The following is a 23238-nucleotide window of genomic DNA, read 5'->3' as shown; positions in this document are numbered from 1 at the left end:
GTTTTTTGAACGTTAATTCGCAATTTTTTGCTTTTCTAATTCTTGAATCTTTTGTTCAAAGCGTTGAATTTCTTCTTCTAAATGAGTCAGCAAGTTTTGCATTTTAGGTAATGCATTACGACACGCGATTAACCCCACTTCTAATTTGTCTAAATAACTGGTCAAGGTAATATTCAGCGCCTGACCATCCATGACGATAGATGCTGGATACAATGCATCGAGTTTCGCACCATTCCAATATAAAGGCTCACGTGGTCCTGGTACATTCGAAATCACAAGGTTAAATGCTTGGCGTTTAGGCAGCATCCCTGATGCAATATTGAGTCCCGCAGGACCATAAACCACAGCGCTATAATTCAAAATTTCATTTGCAGTCATACGACTAAAACGTTGTTTTGAGTTCTGTACGCTACGACGAATGATTTCCAGACGTTCAATCGGGTCTTCGATATGCGTTGCAAGATTTGCCAAGATCATGGTAATTCGGTTGCTTACATCCGAGTCATCGGTACGTAATGAGGCTGGAACCATTGCAATCAACGGTTTTTTCGGCAAACTGTCGTGACTAATTAAATACTCACGCAATGCGCCTGAGCATACGGCCAATACCACATCATTCAACGTGACGCCTAGTGTTTTTGCGATTGCGCGGAAACGATCCAGCTCAAAGGACTGTGCAGCGAAACGACGTGCGGAGCTTACGCGTTGGTTTAAAATTGAAGGTGGTGCCTGAAAAGTAGAAACATAATCTGGATTCTTCCCCATTTCTTTAAAAATGGTTTGAGAAAGCTCTTGCAAGACTTTTGGCGTTACTTCAAGTTGTGATTTGACGCCATTCAAAAAGCCTTTGATTTTGCTCACACTTGGTGGCTTTGGCGCTTTCAAACGCTTAGCCCGTTTACCCTCTACACACCATAATGGCACCACATGTTTTTCGTTTGGATCTTTAGACAGTGATTTTTCAATCAAACGCATACCAGCCACGCCATCGACCATCGCATGGTGGATTTTGAAATACATCGCAAAGCGATTACCTTCAATACCTTCGATAATGTCACAGGTCCATAATGGCTTAGCGCGATCAATCAGTGAACTATGTTGCTGTGAAATATAGACCAGTAATTCGCGAATACGTCCAGGATTCGGTAGGGCAATATGGCTGAAATGGTGATCTAAATCGAATTCATTGTCCTCACCCCAAAATAAACCGTTGAGTTGGTTGTTAAAAGGGGGAACGGGGATGCTTTTTGATTGACGAATTTCTTCCACTAAGTCATGCACGAACGTCGGTGAAGCATTCTCAGGAAGTTCGAATAAAAACAAGCCCCCTACGTGCATAGGTTGTTGCCTTTTTTCTAATGAAAGAAAAATGAAGTCGATTGGGTGTAATGGGCGCATAGCAGATTAGCCTCTCGTCGCATTTTTTATAAGATACTCGTAGGATTTGTTGATATTTCAACCATGAAGTGTCAACAGACCCTATAACTCTTATTAGAATTATTGAACCGTTCTGTCGAGTATATACGGTTTGTTCTGGTTAAAATATGACTTTGTACAGGGCAGTCATAAAAAATAAAACCACTGATGAATCAGTGGTTTTATTTTAACGAAGCTATTCGATTTAGTGATTTAGATGTAAACCGCATTCTCGGTGTTCTTCACCTTTGGTCGGATCAAAATAATCTTCATTGTCAGGAAGGTTATGTTTTTGCATATATTCCCATAGGTCTTTTGACGTCCATTTTAATAATGGTGCAACTTTGATTAGACCATCTGGATTGATACTCACAGACTCCATTTCCGCACGAACAGCCGTATCTGTTGCACGTAAAGCTGTAAACCAAACTTTGGGTGCAGTTTCGCGTAATGCACGTTCAAATGGTTCTAATTTTACTTCGGCAGTAAAGGCTTCATGTTTTGGATCATCGAGTGCTGGAACAGTACCTTCCAATGCCTCACGATGTGCACGTGAACGCTTTGGTAAATAAGTCAGAAGATTGAGGTTCAACAGTTTGGTAATTTCATCAACATACTTATAGGTTGTTTCAGTATTGTAGCCATTATCCATCCATACCACTTGGATATCTGGTTTGACACGGGTCAACAGATGTAAAATGACAGCTTCAAAAGGACGAAAATTCGTTGTCACAATGGCTTTTTCATTTAAGCTTAATGCCCATTCAATGAGTTTTTCAGCATCATTGCCAAATTCTGTATTGATTTGATCCAAGTTTAAAGTCATAACGCGTTGCCTTTTCTTATCATCGGTCTTTATCGTATACACGACACACTACCTTATATAGTAATGGAATTATGTCTCATCGGATATGTCCGCTAAGAAATTCTTATTCAAAAAATCGATGCTTAGAGTATGAAAAAAGGGCAATTGCTCAACCTCTCTCCATGTTAAACTATCGCAATTTTTAACATATAGGATATTTGGATAAGCATGGAAATCGTATGCCTAGATCTTGAAGGTGTTTTAGTTCCAGAAATCTGGATTAATTTCGCAAAAAAAACAGGGATTAAAGAACTCGAAGCAACCACGCGTGATATTCCAGACTATGATGTGCTTATGACACAACGTTTGAATATCTTAAAACAACATGGTTTGGGTTTAAACGATATTCAAGCTGTGATTGCAGATATGGGGCCTTTTGAAGGTGCGAAAGAATTTGTTGAATGGGTCAGTACTCATTTTCAACTGATTATTTTGTCGGATACGTTCTATGAATTTGCTCATCCTTTGATGAAACAATTAGGCTGGCCAACGATTTTCTGTCATAAACTTGAGACAGATGAAAATGGTATGATTACCGCGTATAAATTGCGTCAACCTGATCAAAAGCGTCAAGCTGTCAAAGCCTTACATGGTTTGAATTTCCGTGTGATCGCAGCGGGTGATTCTTATAACGATACTACTATGCTGGGCGAAGCGGATCATGGCTTTTTATTTGATGCGCCAGATAATGTGATTGCTGAGTTTCCTCAATTCCCACCACTTCATGGCTATGAAGCATTAAAACAAGCGATTCGTTCGGTATCGCAACGTAATATTCCAGAATAAAATATATTTCTCACCATTGTGTGAAAAATGCATAAAACAAAAGGCGCTATGAGCGCCTTTTGTTTTATCGATCAAAATTAGAATTTATAACCAATTTTTAAACCGTATGCGATAGCATCATTATCTTCAAATTCTGCAACATAGCCTGGTGTGTTGAACTGAGAACCAGACTGAGCCTTAGCATCACCTAGCCAGAAGTATTTTACACCGCCAGCAATAAAAGTCGCAGGAGTAGGGCTATATTGAATACCCACACCCACATTCCAATAACCTTCAGTTGGACCTAATGTGGTCACAGGGTTACCTGCGCCAGAATCCCAACCGACTGATACATTACCGGCCCATTGGTCGTTGATCTTACGTCCAACACCTGCAGTAATCGAGTATTGATCTTCGGTATAAGCAACCAAATCAAAACCGTCTTTTTTACCTGTTGAAGCAACGATTGGAGGTAATGTTGAAGCAGCACCAAATTTATAAGGACGAATCGCAAAGTCTTTCCAGTTCACCCAACGTAAATTTGCAAATGCAACTGTGTTTTCCATGATTCCCGTTTGAAAATCAAGATTGACGGATTGTGGTGTGGTGATTTCAGTTTGGCCTTCAGAATGATTAATTTGATTTAAAAGCGCATCAAAACCCGTATTGCCAGTCATACCTGCTACGCCATGCTTTTCATAAGCATTCATTTCATGCTTGATTTTGGCACGATACGTTACAGATGCTTTGAGTGCAATTTCAGGAATTTGATAAGCAACACCTGCTAGCCAACCTACAGCTTCATCTTTACCTGTTTTAAAGTCATAGCCACTATAGGCACTATAGCTTTCACCACGCAATAATACGGTGGCATCCAGTGTTTGATAAACTGCGCCAGCATAAAGATTCCAATTTTGATTTGGTTGATAACCAAAAAGTAAATTTAAATTTTCGGTACTTACCGTAACTGATGTTCGACCATTAAACGGAACAGGTCGATTTTCGACAAAATTGTTTTGACCACTATATTGTGCATCTGCACCATAAGGATGGTCATAGAGTAGACCAACCGAAAAATGTTCAGTGGCTTGAATTTTTAATGCAGCACTTGGTGAGTAGTAATAGTTTGCCATATCGCCAGTAGCGTTTTGTGACGTATCTTTTCCTGAAACATCTGCGCTCAGAAAGGTAATACCCGCTTCAAAATAGTTGTCTGGCTGTAAAAATGCAGCGATTGACTGACCCGAACGATCTAATGCAGCAGCAAATGCTGAGGTCGTTGGTAGTAAACTAAGTAAAACAGCTTTTTGAATGGCATGCAGCTTCATTGATATTTTCTCTCATATCAGGGTGTAACAAGAATGCTGCGGAAAGTAACATAAATTTGAGAAGCCTAAATATTTTACAAATGTCAATAAATGAACTGCTAAAGTCATGGAAAGGTGTTGAGTCATATAGATTTATAGATTAATCACTCTAAACTTCTTATTTATTGGTAAATTTTGTGCAAAAAAAGACCGTCATGTGACGGTCTTTCTTTGTTGATATAGATTAGAAACGGTAACCGATTTTTAAACCGTATGCGATCGCATTGTTGTCTTCAAACTTAGCAACGTATTCATTAGTACCTGCTTGAGCGCCAGTTTGAGCTTTAGCATCGCCTAACCAGAAGTACTTCACGCCACCAGCGATAAATGTAGCTGGAGTAGGGCTATATTGAACACCTAAACCAACATTCCAGTAGCCATCAGTTGGACCTAAAGTTGTGATTGGATTACCTGCGCCAGAATCCCAACCTACAGAAACGTTACCTGCCCATTGTTCGCTGAGTTTACGACCAACACCTGCGTTTACTGACCATTGATCTTCAGAGTACTCTACTAGATTGAAACCATTTGGTTTACCTGCGACTAAACCAGCGCCACCCAATGCTTTAGATAGTTCACCAAATTTGTAAGGTTGAATTGAAAAGTCTTTCCAGTTCACCCAACGTACATTGGCAAAGGCAACGGTATTGGCCATGATCCCTGTTTGAAAATCAAGGTTGACAGATTGTGGTGTAGTAATTTTGGTTTTCTTATCAGCATTCAGAGCAGAAATAAGTTGTGACCCATCAACACCTAAGCCACCCAGAACACCTGCTAATTGCGGGAATCCTAATAATGAAATATCTTCTTTGATTTTTACATCATGATCGATTTCTGAACGATAGGTGATCGAAGCTTTGAGTGCAATCTCAGGAATTTGATATGCGGCGCCCGCTAACCAACCCACACCAGTGGTTTCTTTGATGCTAGCATCATAGCCATTATAAACACTGTACGCTTCACCGCGGAGGTTTACATTACCTTTAACGGTTTGTAGCACTGGACCTGCATAAAAGTTAAAGTTCTGATTTGGTTGAAATCCAAAGACCATAGAAAGGTTTTGAGTATCAACTTTTACTTGAGTGCTATTGTTCCCGGTACTTGAACCAAGAAAACCTTTTGCCGCTTCTAAAGCAGCTTGAGTTTGTTGAAGTTGCTGAAGTCCGCCAGCGACGGTTGCATTACCACCCTGAGCAACTTGTTGTAACGCACCCAAAATTTCTTGTTGAGTTGGATTTGCTGGATCCCCGCCAGTGACACCTGTTACCGCTTGAAGTGCTGGTCCAAATGCTGAACCAGCAGCACCGACTAATTGCGTAATAGATTTAGTTGCTAAATTATTAAGGGCACTTTGACTCAAAACACCGTCGTTTGGACCAGATACGAATACGTTGTCACCCGTATATTTTGCATCAGCACCAAATGGTTGATCGTAGAGTAAGCCAAATGAGAACTTGTCAGTGAGTTGAAGTTTTAAGGCAGCGCTTGGGAAAAAATAATCTCCCGCCATATCATCAATTTTGCGTGTTGTTGGAGTTCCACCAGCTTCTTGTCCTTCTACTGTCGGGTCCAAAACTGAAATTCCAGCTTCAAAGTAGTTGCCTGGCTGTAAAAAAGCAGACATAGACTGACCTGAACGGTCTAACGCCGCTGCAAAAACTCCAGTTGCAGGTAACGTTGCTAAGATCATTGCAGTGCTAAGGTGTTTTAATTTCATTTTAAATCTTTCCTTGAACTTTTAAGATTCTTAAGTGTTGAGAAGCTATGAAATGACGACAATAAAGTCATTTATATTTGATTGGCTATAACTTCATGTAACAAAAATACCATAATTAAAATAAGAGTAAATGTTCTAAATGAACTATTCAGTACGATTTTTTAGATGAAAATGAATGAAAAGTAATCGATATATATGCTATACATCTGTGTTTTTATTGATAATATTATGATTAATATAGTTTATTTTTTTCGTCTGAGTGGAGTGTTTTTTTGCATTTTTAAGAAAAATATTTTTTTTAAGGTCAAAGATTTTTTGTAAAAATAGGAATTTGTTCTTGGTTTTTTAGATTTACGAGAATACTTAGATTATTTTCTGTTATTTGTATTCCAAACTTAATCCGTTGCTATAAAAATGCAGCTATCCAGTTGATAGCTGCTGCATTTTTATAAATTGTTTTATTGTATGTTTGGATCACCTTTTTTGAGGAAGAAACTTAAAGCGAGCTTTTGTACCCAAGTGCCATAAGGTGGGTAAAATAATTGGGTAGGGAAGAAGCGATGACGAATAAATACCGTTTTTGCATGTGAAAGCTCACGGAAACCTTCTTCACCATGATAGGTTCCCATACCTGAGTTGCCTACTCCCCCAAAAGGAGCATCATGATTGACCACATGCCATCCCCAATCATTGATGGTGACGCCACCTGAATGGGTTTGTTTTAAAATGTGATCACGTTCATTTGAGTCATGTGTAAAACAATATAAAGCTAATGGCCGTTCACCCGATTTAATATAATGAATCGCTTCATCTAAAGCATCATAAGCCACTATAGGTAAAACAGGACCAAATAGCTCTTCTTTCATAATGCGCATGTCTGCTGTGCAATTCAGTACGATATGCACTGGCATACGGCGTGCATCTTGTTCAGGATTATATTCACCACATGCAATGATCTGAGCGCCTTTTGCTTTTGCATCATCAAGTATTTCTAATACGCGCTTCAGGTGGCGATCATTAACGATAGAGGTATAGTTTTCATTATTGCGAATGTCATTGCCGTACATTGCGGTGAAATTCGTTTTACATTCTTGTACGAACTGATCAATTTTTTCTTTAGGTACCAGTGCATAGTCTGGGGCAACACAGATCTGACCGCAGTTTGTTGCCTTACCATGTAAAACTCGTTTTGCCGCATCTGCTAAAGGATAATGACGGCTAATCAGTGCTGGGGATTTACCTCCCAACTCAAGTGTTACTGGGGTTAGATTTTCTGCTGCTGCACGCATTACCACACGTCCAATCGCAGGCGAACCCGTAAATACAATATGGTTGAAAGGCAGCGATGTGAAGAGCGCAGGATTGGTGATTTCTTCTCCAAAGACACATACTTCATCTTCATGAAATACTTCAGCCAGCATTCTTCTGATCATGGCGTTGGTCGCAGGGGTGATCTCAGGAAGTTTTATCATGACGCGATTTCCTGCCGCAATGGCTGCAACCAAAGGGCCGAGTGCCAAATAAACAGGAAAATTCCAAGGTACCACAACACCAACAACCCCTTTAGGTTGGTATTGCACACGTAAACGATTGGATAAAAAAAGCAACTCCGTACGACGTTTACTTGGTCGCATCCACTTACGTAAGTGGCGGATCGCATGTTCTGCCTCTAATACTGAACCAAGTAAATCGAGCAGTTTGGACTCATCGAGAGAGCGGGAGCTAAAGTCAGTATTGATTGCGGTTGCTATGGCATCTTGATAACGAATAATTTGTTTTTTGAGGTTAAATAATTTGCTACGTCGTGTATCTAAATCAGGGTAGGGCTGTGCATTAAAAGCAGCAGATTGTTTCGCAAAAACAGCTTGCATATTTTCATCGGCGGATTGCCCAGATGTCTGTGAGTGAGGATGATTCATTATTTCTCCTTCTATGCTTTTCGTTAGATTGATTTTTATCTTAGCCTAAGGAACTGATCGATTGATCAAAACTCATTTAAGTCATTATGCATTATTACCCAATCTATGCGTGATAAGAAGTAGAAAAATGATGGGGTACTTTTATCCAATAAAATTAAAGAATTATGTTTGAAAATAAAGAAGATTGTAATTTTATTATTGTTTTAATTATCTTGAATTGAATGAGTTGTTCATCTATCTATTTTGAAACTTAAATATAGGGGTATCTTTCCAGACGGGATTCAATAATATCTTTCAAACATGAATATTTTTAACCTTTGATTGCAGAATAATGGTCATTACTCTAGTGGTTTTATAAATTAATGATATTAGATAAATTGTTTAGGTGGATAAAATATCATCTATCTTATTATCTTTTGCACTAAAATATAGCATTAATGTTAAAAATATATAATATTTATATATTTTATTTTATAAATAAAAAGAATTTTATTTTATTGGTAAGTTTTAATTTTTATTTATAAATCATTGTCTTATGTATTTTTGGTTTTGCTTTATTTTTCATGTGAATGAGTGTCTAATTGCTATAATTAAATTAAATGAAGCCTTTGTTTTTAAATCGCATAGAATCTCCGCTGGGTTAGGAATTAACCATTTATAATATTTACTATGCTAAGGATTGCTTAAAATGCTTACTTTTTTAGGTATTAGCATGATCATGTGCTTTATGTACTTGATTATGTCGAAACGTCTTAGTGCATTAGTTGCATTAATTTTAATCCCATTCTTATTTGCAATTATTGCTTGGGGGTTAGGTTTCTATTTTGAAAGTTTAAGTCATATTCAACTGGCTGAACTTGGTAATACCATGCTGGATGGTATTAAGAAACTTGCTCCAACGGGCGTCATGCTTCTTTTTGCAATCTTATATTTTGCACTCATGATCGATACCGGGTTATTTGACCCTTCGGTAAGATGGATCTTGAAGAAAGTAAAAGGTGATCCGTTAAAAATTACGGTGGGAACGGTATTTTTAACCTTACTTGTCTCGCTAGATGGTGATGGTTCAACGACGTATATGATTTGTGTGGCAGCAATGTTACCGCTTTATAAGCGTATTGGAATGAATCCACTCGTCATGACCTGCTTGATGTTGTTATGTAGTGGTGTAATGAATCTGACACCTTGGGGTGGTCCTACAGCGCGTGCGGCTAGTGCGCTTCAGGTTGATGCTAGTGAAGTATTTATTCCAATGATTCCATCAATGATTGTAGCCGCTGCTTGGTTATTCTTCTTGGCATATTTATATGGTCTGTATGAACGTAAGCGTTTAGGTGTGATTGAGCTGGTTGATATTAGTCATGCAGATAATATTTCGATTTCAAAAGATCCAGATGCACAGCGCCCACATCTACGTTGGTTTAATGGTATTTTGACTTTGGTATTGATGACGTCATTGGTCATGGGCTTTTTACCGATGTCGATTTTATTCATGCTTGGTTTCTGTATCGCTTTAGTTGTGAACTATCCATGTGTAAATATGCAGAAAAAACGAATTGCAATGCATGCTGATAGTGTTTTAGCCGTGGTTGGTGTTATTTTCGCTGCTGGTATCTTTACTGGTATTTTGTCTGGTACTGGCATGGTAGATGCCATGTCAAAAGGCTTTGTTGCTGTTATTCCACCAAGTATGGGACCTTATTTAGCGCCGATTACAGGGTTATTAAGTATGCCTTTGACATTTTTCATGTCAAATGATGCATTCTATTTTGGTGTGTTACCAATTCTTGCTGAAGCTGCATCGCATTATGGTATTTCACCTGTTGAAATTGCACGTGCATCTATCATCGGGCAGCCAATTCACTTGTTATCACCATTAGTTCCATCTACCTATTTACTATGCGGTTTGGCTGCTGTGGAAATGGGGGATCATCAAAAATTCACCTTGAAATGGGCATTCATCACTTGCTGCGTACTGATGGGTAGTGCTTTAGTGTTTGGTGTTTTTCCTCTTTATCATATTTAAATGAGTTACTTATGATGCTTTTGTATGCGTTGGAATATAAAAGCATCCCTCTAAATCATCAGTTTCTTTATGTGTGATATATTTAGGCGAACAGATGATCATTTAGGTTTGGAGTTATTCTTCTCGGTTTTTGCAAATAGATAATATCTTTTATTGGCAAGATTGAATTAAAATAACATAGACTTAAAAGCTAAGCTTTTGATATTAGAAATAATGTGAATAATCAATTAAGATGATTTCATATTTTTTTCATCTTCTTTGTTTAAACTAATATGAGTTGATTCGTCCTAGATGTACACAATATGGAAAGTAATAATATGATCTTCAAGGATGCGAATATCTCCTTATTTCACAGTATCAACTCACTGGCTACACATTCGACATGGATTGATAACATCGTTATTTTTTTAGCCGATGATTTGAATACTGTTTTCATTAGTTTATTGGTTTTTTTATTGGTTATTAAGTGGAAAACTTATAGTTTAATTTTTTCCAAAACATTGTTTATCGTGCTTATATCATTGTTATTATGTGATTTAGTGGATGCTTTCTATCATCATCCACGCCCATTTCAGTTTGGGGTTGGACATAAATTGATTGGTCATGGTGCGAGTTCATCATTTCCGAGTCAGCATACGTTGACGATGGTGATTATTGCATGCTCATATTTGATCGCTGGGTTTAAGCTCATTGGTGGTATTGGCTTAGTGCTGAGTTTGGTGGTTGGATTATCTCGGGTTTATGTTGGAGTACATTTCCCCTTTGATATCGTAGGTGCTTTCTTGATTGGCTTTATGTTGGTGGTATTTGTCAACTATAGTTTAAAAGAATTGGCGATCAGATTACGTAAAGCGATTTCGATTCAAGCCATTGATTAGGTTTTATTTGAGAGAAAAACGGAGCAAATGCTCCGTTTTTTTTATTGCTTATTTTGTTGGTTGAATATCAAATTCAAAAGTATAAATCTAGATATTTTCTATTTTAAGCAGATGAAACTTTGCTTAAGCTCCTATTTTTAGTTTCACTTTTATTTATGGCATGACATTTGCTTTTCAATACTTAGACACAGGCAAAGACGCCTATTTCAATTGATCACTGACGTTCTATAGGCAAAGAGGCCTAAAGCTGGAATACGCTTTAGGCCTCTTTTTTTATGAGAATTTTTAAAGAAGTAGTAGGGGAGCAGTTTATGTCATATCTCGCACCATCTGAATTTGCAGTTAAAGTTGTAGATGCTGGTGAATCTAAACTACATATGGCAACACGGGATGTCGTTATTCGATCTTATATGGCTGGTGCGATTTTAGCGATTGCTGCTGTATTTGCAGTGACAATAGGAATCCAAACAGGCGTGCCTTTAATTGGTGCATTACTGTTTCCTGTTGGTTTTTGTATGTTGTATTTATTGGGATATGACTTATTGACGGGGGTATTTGTTTTAACCCCATTAGCATGGATTGATAAACGTCCAGGTGTGACTATTCCGAGAATTTTAAAACATTGGGGATGGGTATTTCTAGGGAATTTTGCTGGAGCGTTGACGGTCGCTGTTTTGATGGCTGCTGTTTATACCTATGGCTTTGCAACTGAACCAAATGAAATTGGAACTAAGATTGCGCATATTGGTGAAAGTAGAACCGTTGGCTATAAAGAGTATGGTTTTGGTGGCTGGATGACGATTTTCATCCGCGGCATGCTATGTAACTGGATGGTTTCACTAGGCGTCATTGGTGCCATGATCTCTACGTCGGTGAGTGGTAAATTCATTGCGATGTGGATGCCTGTGATGTTGTTCTTTGCCATGGGTTTTGAGCATTCTGTAGTGAATATGTTCTTATTCCCGTTCGCAATGATGATGGGTGGTGATTTTTCAATTATGGATTATTTCTTGTGGAATGAAATCCCAGTTGCGTTAGGTAATTTAGTGGGTGGTTTAGCATTGACAGGTCTTGCCCTCTATACCACGCATGTTAAAACAGCGCCAAAGCGTACTTTCTAATTTATCTACATGTATTAAATTGCATAGGGGAATCAGGGAATGATCCCCTCTAATTATTGAGATAAAAATGACACAACAATTACAGGTTGAACTGGGGCAATATTCTCACTCAGGTCGTAAAAATGTCAATCAAGATTTCTATGCCGCGACTTTACCGCAAAACTATATGTTGCAGCATAAGGGAATGGCATTTGCATTAGCCGACGGCATTAGTAGCAGTAATGTCAGCCATATTGCCAGTCAAACGGCTGTAACAGGTCTGTTATCAGACTACTTTTCTACCCCCGAAACATGGACGGTCAAAACTTCGGTTGAAAGGGTGCTCACAGCAATCAATAGCTGGTTATATGCACAAACCCAGCAAAGCCAATATCGCTTTGATAAAGACCGTGGCTATGTGTGTACTTTAAGTGCAATCATTCTAAAAGGACATGTTGCTCATCTGTTCCATATCGGGGATAGTCGTATCTATCGACTACAGTCCAATCAGTTAGAACAATTGACAACAGATCATCGCATCTGGTTATCCTCACAGCAAAGCTATTTAAGCCGAGCGTTAGGTGTCAATGAAAAAGTTGATATTGATTATCAAAGCTACGCACTTTATGAGCATGATATTTTTATTTTGATGACGGATGGCGTGTATGAATACTGCCAGCAAGAGCAGTTGATTCAGTTTTTAACTCAAACAAATATGAGTTTAGATCAAATTGCCCAGCAAATTGTTGAATATGCTTATCAACAGGGCAGTACAGATAACCTGACCATCCAGATTATTCAAGTGCAAAAACTGCCTCAAATTGAAGCGCATGAAATTTTACCTGAATATGCTCAATTGGCTCCTGTACCATCGTTAACGATCCCAACACAATTTGACGGCTATCAAATTATTCGTGAAATCCATTCAAGTCATCGTAGTATTTTATATCTAGCGCATGAAATAGATCGACAACAACTGTTGGTAATTAAAGTACCAGCATCTGAAATACAGCATGATCAATATTTGGCAGAACAGTTTTTATTGGAGGAGTGGATCGCCAAACGGATCCATAGTCCTTATATTTTGAAGGCTTACCCGCAAGTAAGGCCAAGACATTATATTTACCATACGATGGAATATATTGATGGGCAAACATTAAAACAATGGATGCTTGATCAACAGCAACCTATTGCACTGGATCAAGTACGTCAAATTATTGAACAGGTTGCCAAAGGTTTACAGGCAATGCATCGTTTAGAGATGCTACATCAAGATATACGTCCAGAAAATATTATGCTTGATCGTTTCGGGACAGCAAAAATTATTGATTTTGGTGCATGTCGGGTCGCAGGCATTCGTGAAATGAAAAGGGAGGTGAATGACTTCGCACTGGGGACTTTGGCGTACATGGCACCTGAATATTTTTTATTTGAAACGGTTTCAACTCGCTCAGATCAATATGCACTTGCGGTATTGGCTTATTATTTATTGACAGGGGATTTGCCTTATCAAACCAATATTGCCAAGTGTAAGTCCAAGAAAGATTTTAGAAAATTGCATTATTTTTCTGTATTTCACCATCGTAAAGATATTCCGATCTGGATCGATCATGCGTTGGAGAAGGCAGTCAACATCAATCCTGAGCACCGTTATCATGAGATTTCAGAATTTATTTATGACTTAAAATATCCAAATCCTCAGTTTATCCACCCACAACGTAAGTCATTTGTAGATCGGGACCCTGTTTTATTCTGGAAAATGGTCTCTGCACTGTTACTGTTATTACTTTTAGGGCTCATTTCTTTGCTTGGTGGCTATTAGCTATTTTAACTGGCCTTTTACTTCTGTTATTCATTTTTCAATATACGGAACAACAAAGATTAAAATATTGTATATTGTTTTACCTGATGGTTAATTTAAGTCATTGAATCATATTTTCTGTTCTTGGATATTGAAATGAAATCATTGTATCTGGTGTTGCTGGGCGGCAAGCATGAAAAGGCCAATGTTGAAGTGCATGATGTCATCCCTGTAATTTGCAGTGATCTAACAGAAGCTTATCAATATCTAAAGCAACAATGGTTTGGCAAGTCACAAGGACTGCATATTGATGGATGGATGAAAATTCAGGGGACGATCTACAATGAGCAGTCTTACCAACTTGTCATCAGTCAGGATGTATCATCATCTGAACTCAAACCCTATTTAATTAATCTGGGGGCTTATCTTCCCAATGAGTTTGGCGAAACCCATAAATACTTAATTGTTGCGGGTAAAGATAAAGCCGATGCCAAGGCACAAGGGAAATTAGCGATAGAAGGTCATTGGTTTAAACCGCATACCGATGCCGTGATTGAGCTGGATGACTGTATGGAAATCGGTTGCATCGAGCAAAATTACCTGTCATTTGTTCAAGGGGAATTTTTAGAAAATTCATTTATGAATGACTACATCATTCTTCCTTAGAGCATGAGATCAGTCGTTGTTAAGGGAATCCATGATTCCTTCCTTGCTCTAATACACATCGCGTAAATAACGTTTATCACGGCTCATATTGGCCACATATTCACTGGCTTGTTCCGCTGATTTATTGCCATGTTGTGCAATGATTTCCTTTAAAGCCACATCCACATCTTTTGCCATACGGCTGGCATCTCCACAGATACAGAAGTAGGCCCCTTGTTCCAGCCATTGCCACAGTTCTGCACCATGCTCACGCATGCGGTCTTGTACATAGATTTTCTGTTCCTGATCACGAGAGAATGCAAGGTCCAAACGGCTTAATATGCCATCTGCTTGGAATTTTGTGAGTTCATCCTGATAGTAAAAATCGGTACTGGATTTTTGCTCTCCAAAAAATAGCCAGTTTTTGCTTGGTTTCCCAAGGGTTTGGCGTTCTTGCAAGAAACCTCGGAAAGGTGCAATTCCTGTACCTGGCCCAACCATAATCAATGGTGTTTCTGCATCCGCTGGTGGATGGAATGATGCTGATTTTTGTACAAAAATTGGAATGCTGCATTGTTCAGCACGATCAGCTAAGAAGGTAGAAGATACACCTTTACGTGCATTGCCTTGATGATCATAACGAACAGCCGAAACGGTGAGATGAATTTGTGTCGGGTGTGCTTTCGGACTCGACGCAATTGAGTACAAGCGTGGTTGTAGTTTAGGCAGAATACTGATGAGCTCACTGACCGATAGCTTGATTGGGAACTCATAGAGAATGTCTACTAATTGTTTACCCCAAAGCCATTTTTTCAACTCACTTTTATCAGGATAATCCAGTAGGTCTTGTAGTCTCTGATAACAGCCTTTGGTTGCGATTAGTTTTAGCGCATTCAACTGAGGTTTCGCTATTTCAAAACGTTCAGTTAAGGCTTGGCGTAATGACATATCTTTTAAATCCACCATAGAAACTGGACTATCACCAGAAAGTTTGGTCACACTGAGTAATTCGTTGACCAGTGCAGGGCAGTTTTGTGGCCAAACTCCTAAAGCATCACCGGCTTCATAAGTGATACCTGAGTTTTCAATATCAAAAGCAAATAGGCGAATATCTTTATTTGAATGCTCATGATTCAAGCGCACATTTTGTAGCAAACGTGAATGAAATGGATTGGTTTTACTCGGTGAGGTGAGGTCTGGTTTATGTGGTTTTAATGGAGAGGGTTCAGCCTTGAGTTTGGTTGATTCTGCAAGTTTAGCGAGAATCGTATTCAGCCATTGCTCAGCCTTTTCCTGAAAATCGGTATCGCAATCAATACGGTCAAAAATACGGGATGCACCGAGTTCAGCAAGTTTTTGATCCAGTTTTTTACCATGACCACAGAATTGATCATAATTTGGATCGCCTAAAGCTAAAACACTATAGTTGAGGTGATCGAGTTTAATATCTTGTTTGCTTGTTAAATCATTCCAGAAATTCTGACCATTATCAGGTGAGTCACCATCGCCAAAAGTACTGCTAATACAGAGCAGATTTTGGGTTTTATTCAGCTCCTTGACAGAGAAATTATTCATTTCCTGCACATTGACTTGGCATCCCGCCTGTTTGATTTTCTCTGCAAATGATTCTGCTAAGGTCTCACTATTGCCTGTTTGTGATGCCCATAATAAGGTGACGGCTGGTGGACTTTCCTGTTCTGTATCAGTGGATGACGTGCTGAGTTTGGCGAGAATGGTATTCAGCCATTGTTCAGCTTTCTCTTCAAAGTCTGTGTCACAATCGCTGCGTGCCAATATTGGGTGAGCACCCAATGCTGCCAGTTTCTCATCAAGACGTTTGCCATGACCACAGAACTGATCATAGTTTGGATCGCCTAAAGCAAGCACACTGTATTTAATATGATTGAGTTTCAGTTCTTTGCTATTTAGATCATTCCAGAAATTTTGTCCGTTATCAGGTGAATCGCCATCGCCAAAAGTACTACTGATGCAGAGCAGATGATCGGTTTTTTCCAGTTGATCAATTTGAAAATTAGACATCTCTTGGAAATTAACGTCATAACCCGCCTGCTTGATTTTTTGGTTAAAACTTTCTGCCAAAGTTTCACTATTGCCTGTTTGTGATGCCCAGATCAGCGTGATTTTAGGTTTTGTAGGTTCGGTGCTTTGAGGCAAGCTGAGTGAGTTTACATCTGAGCTGGTCAATGTAGGAGTTGCATAATCTAAAGGTGCACGTGCATATAACCCCGCAAGCATTCCATTGAGCCACAATTTTGCTTGATCTGATATTGGTGCAGTTGGTGGTAATGTTGGCATGCTATTTGGCAATACCGGTAAGCTTTGTAATGCTGCAATGAAACCTGCTAGATAAATCTTTTCCGCATCATTGAGTGTCGGCGCATGTGTGTTTGCTATCCCCGTAACCTGAGCGAAAATATTGATCTGTGACATGTCTGTACCCTGTGCGATTTCAGGTATTGCAATGGAATTTGTTGGAATAGATTGATCTTGCAGAACTGATTTCTGTTGTTTCAGTGCATCCGCAACCAGTAATGTTTCTGTCGCTGCAACAGGCGTTAACGATACGGCACAGATTTTAAATTCAGGCTGTTGGGAGATTGGGTCAATAGCATCATTGGTGACCGCATTGATGGCCAAATCTTCACCGAAAAAGTCATTCCAGTGAAAGGGTGCAAAACAATTTCCCGCTAACACGCGATCTGTGACCACCGCAGGTAAAATAGCTTTACCACGGCGTGAACGAATCTCGACAGGTTGTTTATCCTTAATATTAAGATTAGCTGCATCCTCAGGGTGTATTTCTACAAATGGCCCTGAATTCAGCTTGTTTAACATGGGAATTTTCCCTGTTTTGGTCATGGTATGCCATTGATGTTGCAAGCGACCTGTATTCAAAACAAATGGATAGTCCACATCAGGCATCTCAGCAGGATCTAAATGCGGACGAGCAAAGAACACACCTTTGGCACGTTCAGTGGGGAAAATTAAGCGCGGCTTCGGTTTATTTTCCTCAGCTTCAAGTAAGTATTGACTGACCCCATCATTTAAATAACGAATTGGATGACGATCATCTGCTCCCTGTGGTGTATCTAGCGGTGGGCAAGGCCATTGTAATGGGGCTTCTTTGAGTCGTGCATGACTGGCACCACGTAAGTCATAACCTGTCTTTGGATTGGAGCAACGACAAATCTCATCAAACACTTCAGATGCTGAGCTGTAAGTAAACGCATGGGCATAGCCCATTTCGCAGGCAATACGGCTAATGATTTGCCAATCGGGCAATGCCTCACCGGGAGGGTCAATCGCCTTTTGCATCAGGGTCATATTGCGTTCAGAATTGATCATCACGCCTTCTGCTTCCGCCCATAATGCGGCTGGCAACATGATATCCGCATACTTGTTGGTTTCAGTATCTAAGAAAGCATCCTGAGTGATGACCAATTCGGCTTTTTCTAAACCCTCAATGACAATACTGCGGTTGGCAACGGTGGCGACAGGATTGGTACAAATGATCCAGCAAGCTTTAATTGCACCTGCTTTCATCTGCTCAAATAGATCAATGGTGCCTTTACCTAAATGAGTGGTCAGTGTTCCTTTGGGGATTTGCCAAAGTTCTTCAATAAAGTCTCGATCTTTTTCTACCAATACCGAACGTTGACCGGGCAGACCTGGTCCCATATAACCCATTTCACGACCGCCCATGGCATTGGGTTGTCCTGTCAATGAAAATGGCCCACTGCCTAAACGACAGATTTTCCCTGTTGCCAAATGCAGATTACAAATGGCATTGGTATTCCATGTGCCATGGGTACTTTGATTCAGGCCCATGGTCCAACACGTCATAAACTCTTGGGCTTCACCCATCCATTGTGCAGCCTGACGAATTTTAGCTTCATCAATTCCCGTTTTTTCAGCCACATATTCAGGTGGATAATCTTCCAGAAAGCTTGGCATTTGTTCCCAGCCTTCGGTGTAATCCTGAATAAATTCGTGGTCGAGATGATTATTCTTCCAGAGTAAATGTAGTAAACCATTCAGCAAGATTAAATCTGTTCCCGGTTTAATCTGCATAAATAAATGGGCTTTATCGGCAGTGGCATTGCGACGTGGGTCAACCACAATCAGTTTTGCCCCAGCCTTGACCCGATCCATTAAGCGTAGAAAAAGAATCGGGTGGCAATCTGCCATATTGGCACCGATGACAAAAAATACATCAGCATGATCAAAGTCTTTATATGAACCGGGAGGGCCATCAGCGCCTAAAGACAGTTTATAGCCACTGCCTGCACTTGCCATACACAGACGTGAGTTGGACTCAATATTATTGGTGCCAACAAAACCTTTAGAAAGCTTATTAATCAGGTATTGCGCTTCAATCGACATTTGCCCAGAGACATAGAACGACACCGCATTGGGTCCATCACGGTCAATAATTTGACGAAAGCGTTGCGCCGTTTCAGTAATGGCACGATCCATCGGGCTTGCAACACGTTCTTCTTGAGGTTGCTTACGGATATAGGCTTTTTCCATACGCCCAGAATTGCGTAAGGCTTTATCGGCTGACGAGCCTTTGGTACATAAACGTCCAAAATTGGTTGGATGCTCTTTATTACCTGCTAATTTGACCACCTGACCATTTTCAACTTGCAAAATCATGCCGCAGCCTACACCGCAATAGGGACAGACAGTTTTGATTGATTCAGCCATGATCATTACCTTTATTTCAACATTGCGAATGAATATCTGGATGGGTCAATATTGAATAACGTACAAAACCAGAATCTTGCTGAAAACTGGAATGTTCAACTCTTTTGACTCATCCGAATAAACGCAAGCAGGCATCGTTGGCTGCAAAGAGATGCGTATCATCAGATATTAAAGAGAGTAGCAAAGAATATGCCATTTTATTTAAATATATGATTTTTAAATTTTTTTGTTATATGGCATGGCGATTGCTTGAGCTTGGCTGAAATAACAAAGTGAGTTATTTCTTTGTAGAGACAAGACAACGACGTCTATGACCGATCATTTTAACCAATGGGCGGCATAGACGTTTTTGTTTTTAATTTGATGTTTTTTATCGCTATATTCCTGTGAATATAGCGTAAATGAAAAATTCCTAATGCAAATTCGGGGGAGTGACACATGGGGAAATTAGTCTTTAGGCCGCATAATTTACATGGCTATGCTGCTATTTTATGTATCGGATTGATTGCACCAAAATGGGCCTTTGCTGCTGATGTTGCACTAAAATCAGAGCAAGATGCATTTCAGTTGGGTGTGATTCGCATTATGGCTGAACAAAATCAGTTTGATCAAGTGGCATCGAAAATAGATGATCAAAAGATGCAGCAGTTTCAGCGTAGCAATATTGGTGATGCTTTAAACCTATTGTCTGGTATAACAACGTCAAATAATGCACGCAATGAGCAGATGATTTATGTGCGTGGTTTTGATGCACGGCAGGTGCCGTTATTTATTGATGGCATCCCTGTCTATGTGCCATACGATGGCTATGTTGACTTTAATCGCTTCACCACCGCGGATTTAGCAGAAATACAGGTTGCCAAAGGCTTTAGCTCGATCAAATATGGGGCAAATACTTTAGGCGGTGCGATTAACTTGGTGACTCGCAAGCCGCAGCGAGAATTAGAGGGTGATGTTCGTTTAGGATTTGGTGAGGGGCAAGAACGTCAAGCTGGGATCAATTTAGGCACCAATCAAGGAGTCTGGTATCTCCAGACAGCGGCCTCTTATTTGCAACGAGATGGCTTTAAACTGTCTTCCGATTTCCAGCCGACTGCGACAGAAGATGGTGGACTACGCAATAATTCACAAAACAAGGACACCAAGTATTCGATTAAATTGGGAATTACTCCGAATACAACCGATGAGTATGCTTTCAGTTATATCAAACAAGAGGGTGAAAAAGGTAATCCACCGACCACCGGCACAACAGCAATACGTTATTGGAAATGGCCATATTGGGATAAAGAAAGTCTGTATTTTAATTCGAGCACCACGTTAACGTCGCATGAGTCTTTAAAAATTCGTGCCTATCATGATCGCTATGATAACGAATTGAATTCTTATAGCGATGATCGTTATGAACAACTCAAGACTTCCGGTCAGGGCAGTGTCAGTACAGGGCGTAGTATCTATCATGACCGAGTCAATGGTGCTTCCATTGTGTTGGAATCCGATCGTCTAGCTGGACATCAACTGAGTGTGATTGGTCACTATAAAACCGATGAGCATCGGGAGTTAGATGCGACCAAGATTCAGAATACTCATTTTGAAGATAAAATTTGGTCTTTGGGGCTAGAGGATAATATTCAGTTATTCGCACAAACGTTTTTGTCATTGGGCGTGAGTCAGCATCGACTAGAACCTAAAAAGGTATTGAGTATTGGCAATCCATATTCTTTACCAAATCAACAAAGTGCAACCGATGCCCAAATGGGTGTGTTTTATGACGGTTTTGCAGACGCTCAACTTTATGCGACGATTGCAAGAAAAACCCGACTCCCTTCATTGAAAGATCGTTACTCTCAGCGCTTAGGAACATTTATCGAAAATCCTGAACTGCAAGCTGAGAAAGCAATGAATTATGAAGTGGGCTATAAAGCGGATCTTTCTCATGATCTGCGTGTGGAAGCCGCGCTTTTTTATAGTGATATTAAGGATAAGATTCAGTCGGTAGCCAATGTGGACGGCAATAAATCCCAAATGCAGAATATCGGTCAAGTGCATATTGCTGGGACAGAGTTTGATCTGCAATATCAACCGACAAGCTGGTTTGCCTATGGTGGCAATTATACCTACTTAAAATTAAAGAATGAGACCGATGCAAATGCGAAGATTACCGATATCCCCAAACATAAGCTGAGCAGTTATGTTGTTCTTAGCCCAATTGAAAATGTCAAACTGCAAGCTGGGTTGGAGCAAAATAGTAGTCGTTGGGTATCCAATACTTTGAAGCTCTCAGGCTACCAGATTGCCAATCTACAACTTTCCTATGAGCAAAAAAATACCACTGGGCAATGGCGTTTTGCGACAGGGATTAATAATCTCACCGATAAAAACTATGCCTTGGCGGATGGTTTTCCAAGTGCTGGACGGATGTGGTTTGCGAATACAAGCTGGTCATTTTAAAGGATATAACGATGTATAGAATTTTGATGATGGTTGGTTTAATGTGTTTGCCGATGCAGTTTAATTATGCACATTCTGAGGTTCAGTATCCTGAGCAATATGTCAGCACACAAGTGGCGATCAATGGTCTGGTAAACACACCACTGACGCTCGATGTGAATGCTTTAAAGCAGTTTCCACAGCAATCGACCCAGCGTGTGGCCATTACCACGATGAAAGGACAACTCAGGGCTGAAGCAGCAGATTTTAAGGGGGTACTACTCACAGATTTGTTGAATCAAGCTGAGATCATCCGCAAAGATCATAACGATGTTAAAAAGATGGTTATTGTCGCCACAGCAAGTGATGGTTATAAAGCTATTTTTTCATGGAATGAATTATTCAATTCACCCAATGGTCAAGGGATCATCATTGTGTATCAAAAAAATGGTCTGCCTTTAGACCCCAAAGCAGGACAGATCGCGTTACTCTCAACACGTGATCTTGCATCAGGTCCACGCTTTGTAAAATGGCTTAAAGAAATCAGTGTATTAAAAGTAACAGATTAAAAACGGAATCACTTTTAATGTATCTCTACCAAGCGATATATTTATAAAAATATATCGAATGAAATAAAGGATAAAACCATGTTAGCAAGTTTCAAGAAAGATGGATTGGTATGGGCACTTCTTGGCGGAAGTCTATTACTCAGTGTCAATGTTTCCGCGGCAGATACCGTGACTGTCTATGCCGCAGCCAGTTTAACCAATGCCATCAATGATCTGGATGCAATTTACGAGCAAAAAAATAAAGTAGAAGTCAAAACCTCTTATGCGGGGTCTTCGACTTTGGCGAAACAGATCGAAGCAGGCGCGCCAGCCGATGTGTTTATCTCAGCCGATGTTCAATGGATGGATTATTTACAAAATAAACAATTGGTTGCAGAGAAAGACCGTATCAATTTATTGGGGAATCGTTTGGTGGTGATTACGCCTAAAGATCGTCCGATTAAAATTAAAATGGATAAAAGTTTTGATCCAAATACAGTATTACGCGGCAAACTTTGTACAGGTGATACCAAAAGTGTTCCTGTCGGTAAATATGCGAAACAGGCTTTAACTTCACTAGGATGGTGGGAGAAAGTCGAACCGCGTTTGGTAGAAACTGAAGATGTTCGTGCGGCATTAAACTTCGTGGCACGAGGAGAGTGCCAAATTGGTATTGTTTACGCAACGGATGCTGCGATCAGTAAAGATGTCGTGGTTGCAGGAGTGTTCCCTGAAAATACCCATCCACCGATTATTTATCCTGTTGGATTGACCAAGAGCAATCCAGAATCGGTGAAATTCTATAAATTTTTACAAAGTGGTCAGGCAAAAACTGTTTTTACAAAATACGGTTTTAGTGTTCTTCCTGTCAGTAAGTAAAAGGGTAAAAGTATAGATTTATATGGGTGAGTGAATAGCTGATCTCAACCGTGGCGCTTGAAAAGTATCGTGGACAATTTTCAAGCGCGTTGATTAACGATGTCGCAAAAAAGAATGTTTGTTCAACAAAGGGCGTACCTCTATAAGCGTATAATTT

General features: G+C 39.7%; 15 protein-coding genes. 9 read left to right on the top strand and 6 right to left on the bottom strand.

The features are described 5' to 3' along the window. Window positions 1-12: 12 nt before the first annotated feature. Window positions 13-1398 (bottom strand): wax ester/triacylglycerol synthase family O-acyltransferase, encoded by a 1386-nt coding sequence (locus MMP72_RS09095; RefSeq protein ID WP_241316559.1) that lies wholly within the window; start codon window positions 1396-1398, stop codon window positions 13-15. Between the two features lie 223 nt (window positions 1399-1621). Next, window positions 1622-2242 (bottom strand): phosphoadenosine phosphosulfate reductase family protein, encoded by a 621-nt coding sequence (locus MMP72_RS09090; RefSeq protein WP_241316557.1) that lies wholly within the window; start codon window positions 2240-2242, stop codon window positions 1622-1624. Between the two features lie 207 nt (window positions 2243-2449). Between MMP72_RS09090 and thrH the strand changes: the two genes are divergently transcribed. Next, on the top strand, window positions 2450-3067 hold the full coding sequence (gene thrH, locus MMP72_RS09085) for a bifunctional phosphoserine phosphatase/homoserine phosphotransferase ThrH (protein ID WP_004669345.1): 618 nt from the start codon (window positions 2450-2452) through the stop codon (window positions 3065-3067). A gap of 77 nt (window positions 3068-3144) precedes the next feature. Here the strand turns inward: thrH and MMP72_RS09080 are convergent, their stop codons facing one another. The 3 genes from MMP72_RS09080 to MMP72_RS09070 all read right to left on the bottom strand — a co-directional run bounded on the left by MMP72_RS09080 (window position 3145) and on the right by MMP72_RS09070 (window position 8049). Then, on the bottom strand, window positions 3145-4374 hold the full coding sequence (locus MMP72_RS09080) for an outer membrane protein transport protein (RefSeq protein ID WP_241316555.1): 1230 nt from the start codon (window positions 4372-4374) through the stop codon (window positions 3145-3147). A 223-nt stretch (window positions 4375-4597) separates the two neighbouring features. Beyond that, window positions 4598-6130: an outer membrane protein transport protein gene (locus MMP72_RS09075; RefSeq protein WP_241316553.1), complete on the bottom strand. Its 1533-nt coding sequence runs from the start codon at window positions 6128-6130 to the stop codon at window positions 4598-4600. Window positions 6131-6588: 458 nt separating this feature from the next. After that, window positions 6589-8049, bottom strand: a complete 1461-nt coding sequence (locus tag MMP72_RS09070) for a coniferyl aldehyde dehydrogenase (protein WP_241316552.1) — start codon at window positions 8047-8049, stop codon at window positions 6589-6591. 688 nt (window positions 8050-8737) lie between these two features. On the opposite strand from MMP72_RS09070, the gene MMP72_RS09065 reads away from it, so the two are divergent. The 5 genes from MMP72_RS09065 (at window position 8738) to MMP72_RS09045 (ending at window position 14520) form a co-directional block, all read left to right on the top strand. Beyond that, on the top strand, window positions 8738-10075 hold the full coding sequence (locus tag MMP72_RS09065; RefSeq protein WP_241316550.1) for a CitMHS family transporter: 1338 nt from the start codon (window positions 8738-8740) through the stop codon (window positions 10073-10075). 317 nt (window positions 10076-10392) lie between these two features. Next, a complete protein-coding gene (locus MMP72_RS09060; RefSeq protein WP_241316650.1) occupies window positions 10393-10953 on the top strand; it encodes a phosphatase PAP2 family protein in 561 nt (186 codons plus the stop codon). Window positions 10954-11264: 311 nt separating this feature from the next. Beyond that, window positions 11265-12074 carry a formate/nitrite transporter family protein gene (locus MMP72_RS09055; RefSeq protein WP_241316548.1) on the top strand — a complete coding sequence of 270 codons (810 nt, stop codon included), beginning with the start codon at window positions 11265-11267 and terminating at the stop codon, window positions 12072-12074. A gap of 67 nt (window positions 12075-12141) precedes the next feature. Then, window positions 12142-13875, top strand: coding sequence for a bifunctional protein-serine/threonine kinase/phosphatase (locus MMP72_RS09050; protein WP_241316546.1), 1734 nt, complete (start codon window positions 12142-12144; stop codon window positions 13873-13875). 135 nt (window positions 13876-14010) lie between these two features. Further along, window positions 14011-14520, top strand: coding sequence for a DUF1543 domain-containing protein (locus MMP72_RS09045; protein ID WP_241316545.1), 510 nt, complete (start codon window positions 14011-14013; stop codon window positions 14518-14520). 48 nt (window positions 14521-14568) lie between these two features. Here MMP72_RS09045 and MMP72_RS09040 read toward each other — a convergent pair whose 3' ends face one another. Next, window positions 14569-19227 carry a sulfite reductase subunit alpha gene (locus tag MMP72_RS09040; RefSeq protein ID WP_241316543.1) on the bottom strand — a complete coding sequence of 1553 codons (4659 nt, stop codon included), beginning with the start codon at window positions 19225-19227 and terminating at the stop codon, window positions 14569-14571. Between the two features lie 438 nt (window positions 19228-19665). Here MMP72_RS09040 and MMP72_RS09035 point away from each other — a divergent pair, with 438 nt between their 5' ends. The 3 genes from MMP72_RS09035 (at window position 19666) to modA (ending at window position 23081) form a co-directional block, all read left to right on the top strand. Beyond that, window positions 19666-21675 (top strand): TonB-dependent receptor, encoded by a 2010-nt coding sequence (locus MMP72_RS09035; RefSeq protein WP_241316541.1) that lies wholly within the window; start codon window positions 19666-19668, stop codon window positions 21673-21675. A gap of 11 nt (window positions 21676-21686) precedes the next feature. Further along, the gene (locus tag MMP72_RS09030; protein ID WP_241316539.1) at window positions 21687-22223 is read left to right on the top strand and encodes a molybdopterin-dependent oxidoreductase; all 537 of its coding nucleotides are present in this window, start codon (window positions 21687-21689) and stop codon (window positions 22221-22223) included. Window positions 22224-22301: 78 nt separating this feature from the next. After that, window positions 22302-23081 carry a molybdate ABC transporter substrate-binding protein gene (modA, locus tag MMP72_RS09025; protein WP_241316537.1) on the top strand — a complete coding sequence of 260 codons (780 nt, stop codon included), beginning with the start codon at window positions 22302-22304 and terminating at the stop codon, window positions 23079-23081. Window positions 23082-23238: the final 157 nt, after the last annotated feature.

The organism is Acinetobacter sp. NIPH 2699, assembly GCF_022549355.1.
Taxonomy (GTDB): Bacteria; Pseudomonadota; Gammaproteobacteria; order Pseudomonadales; family Moraxellaceae; genus Acinetobacter.
The sequence above is the reverse complement of the archived record's forward strand: the minus strand, read 5'-3'. Positions and strand labels throughout refer to the sequence as shown.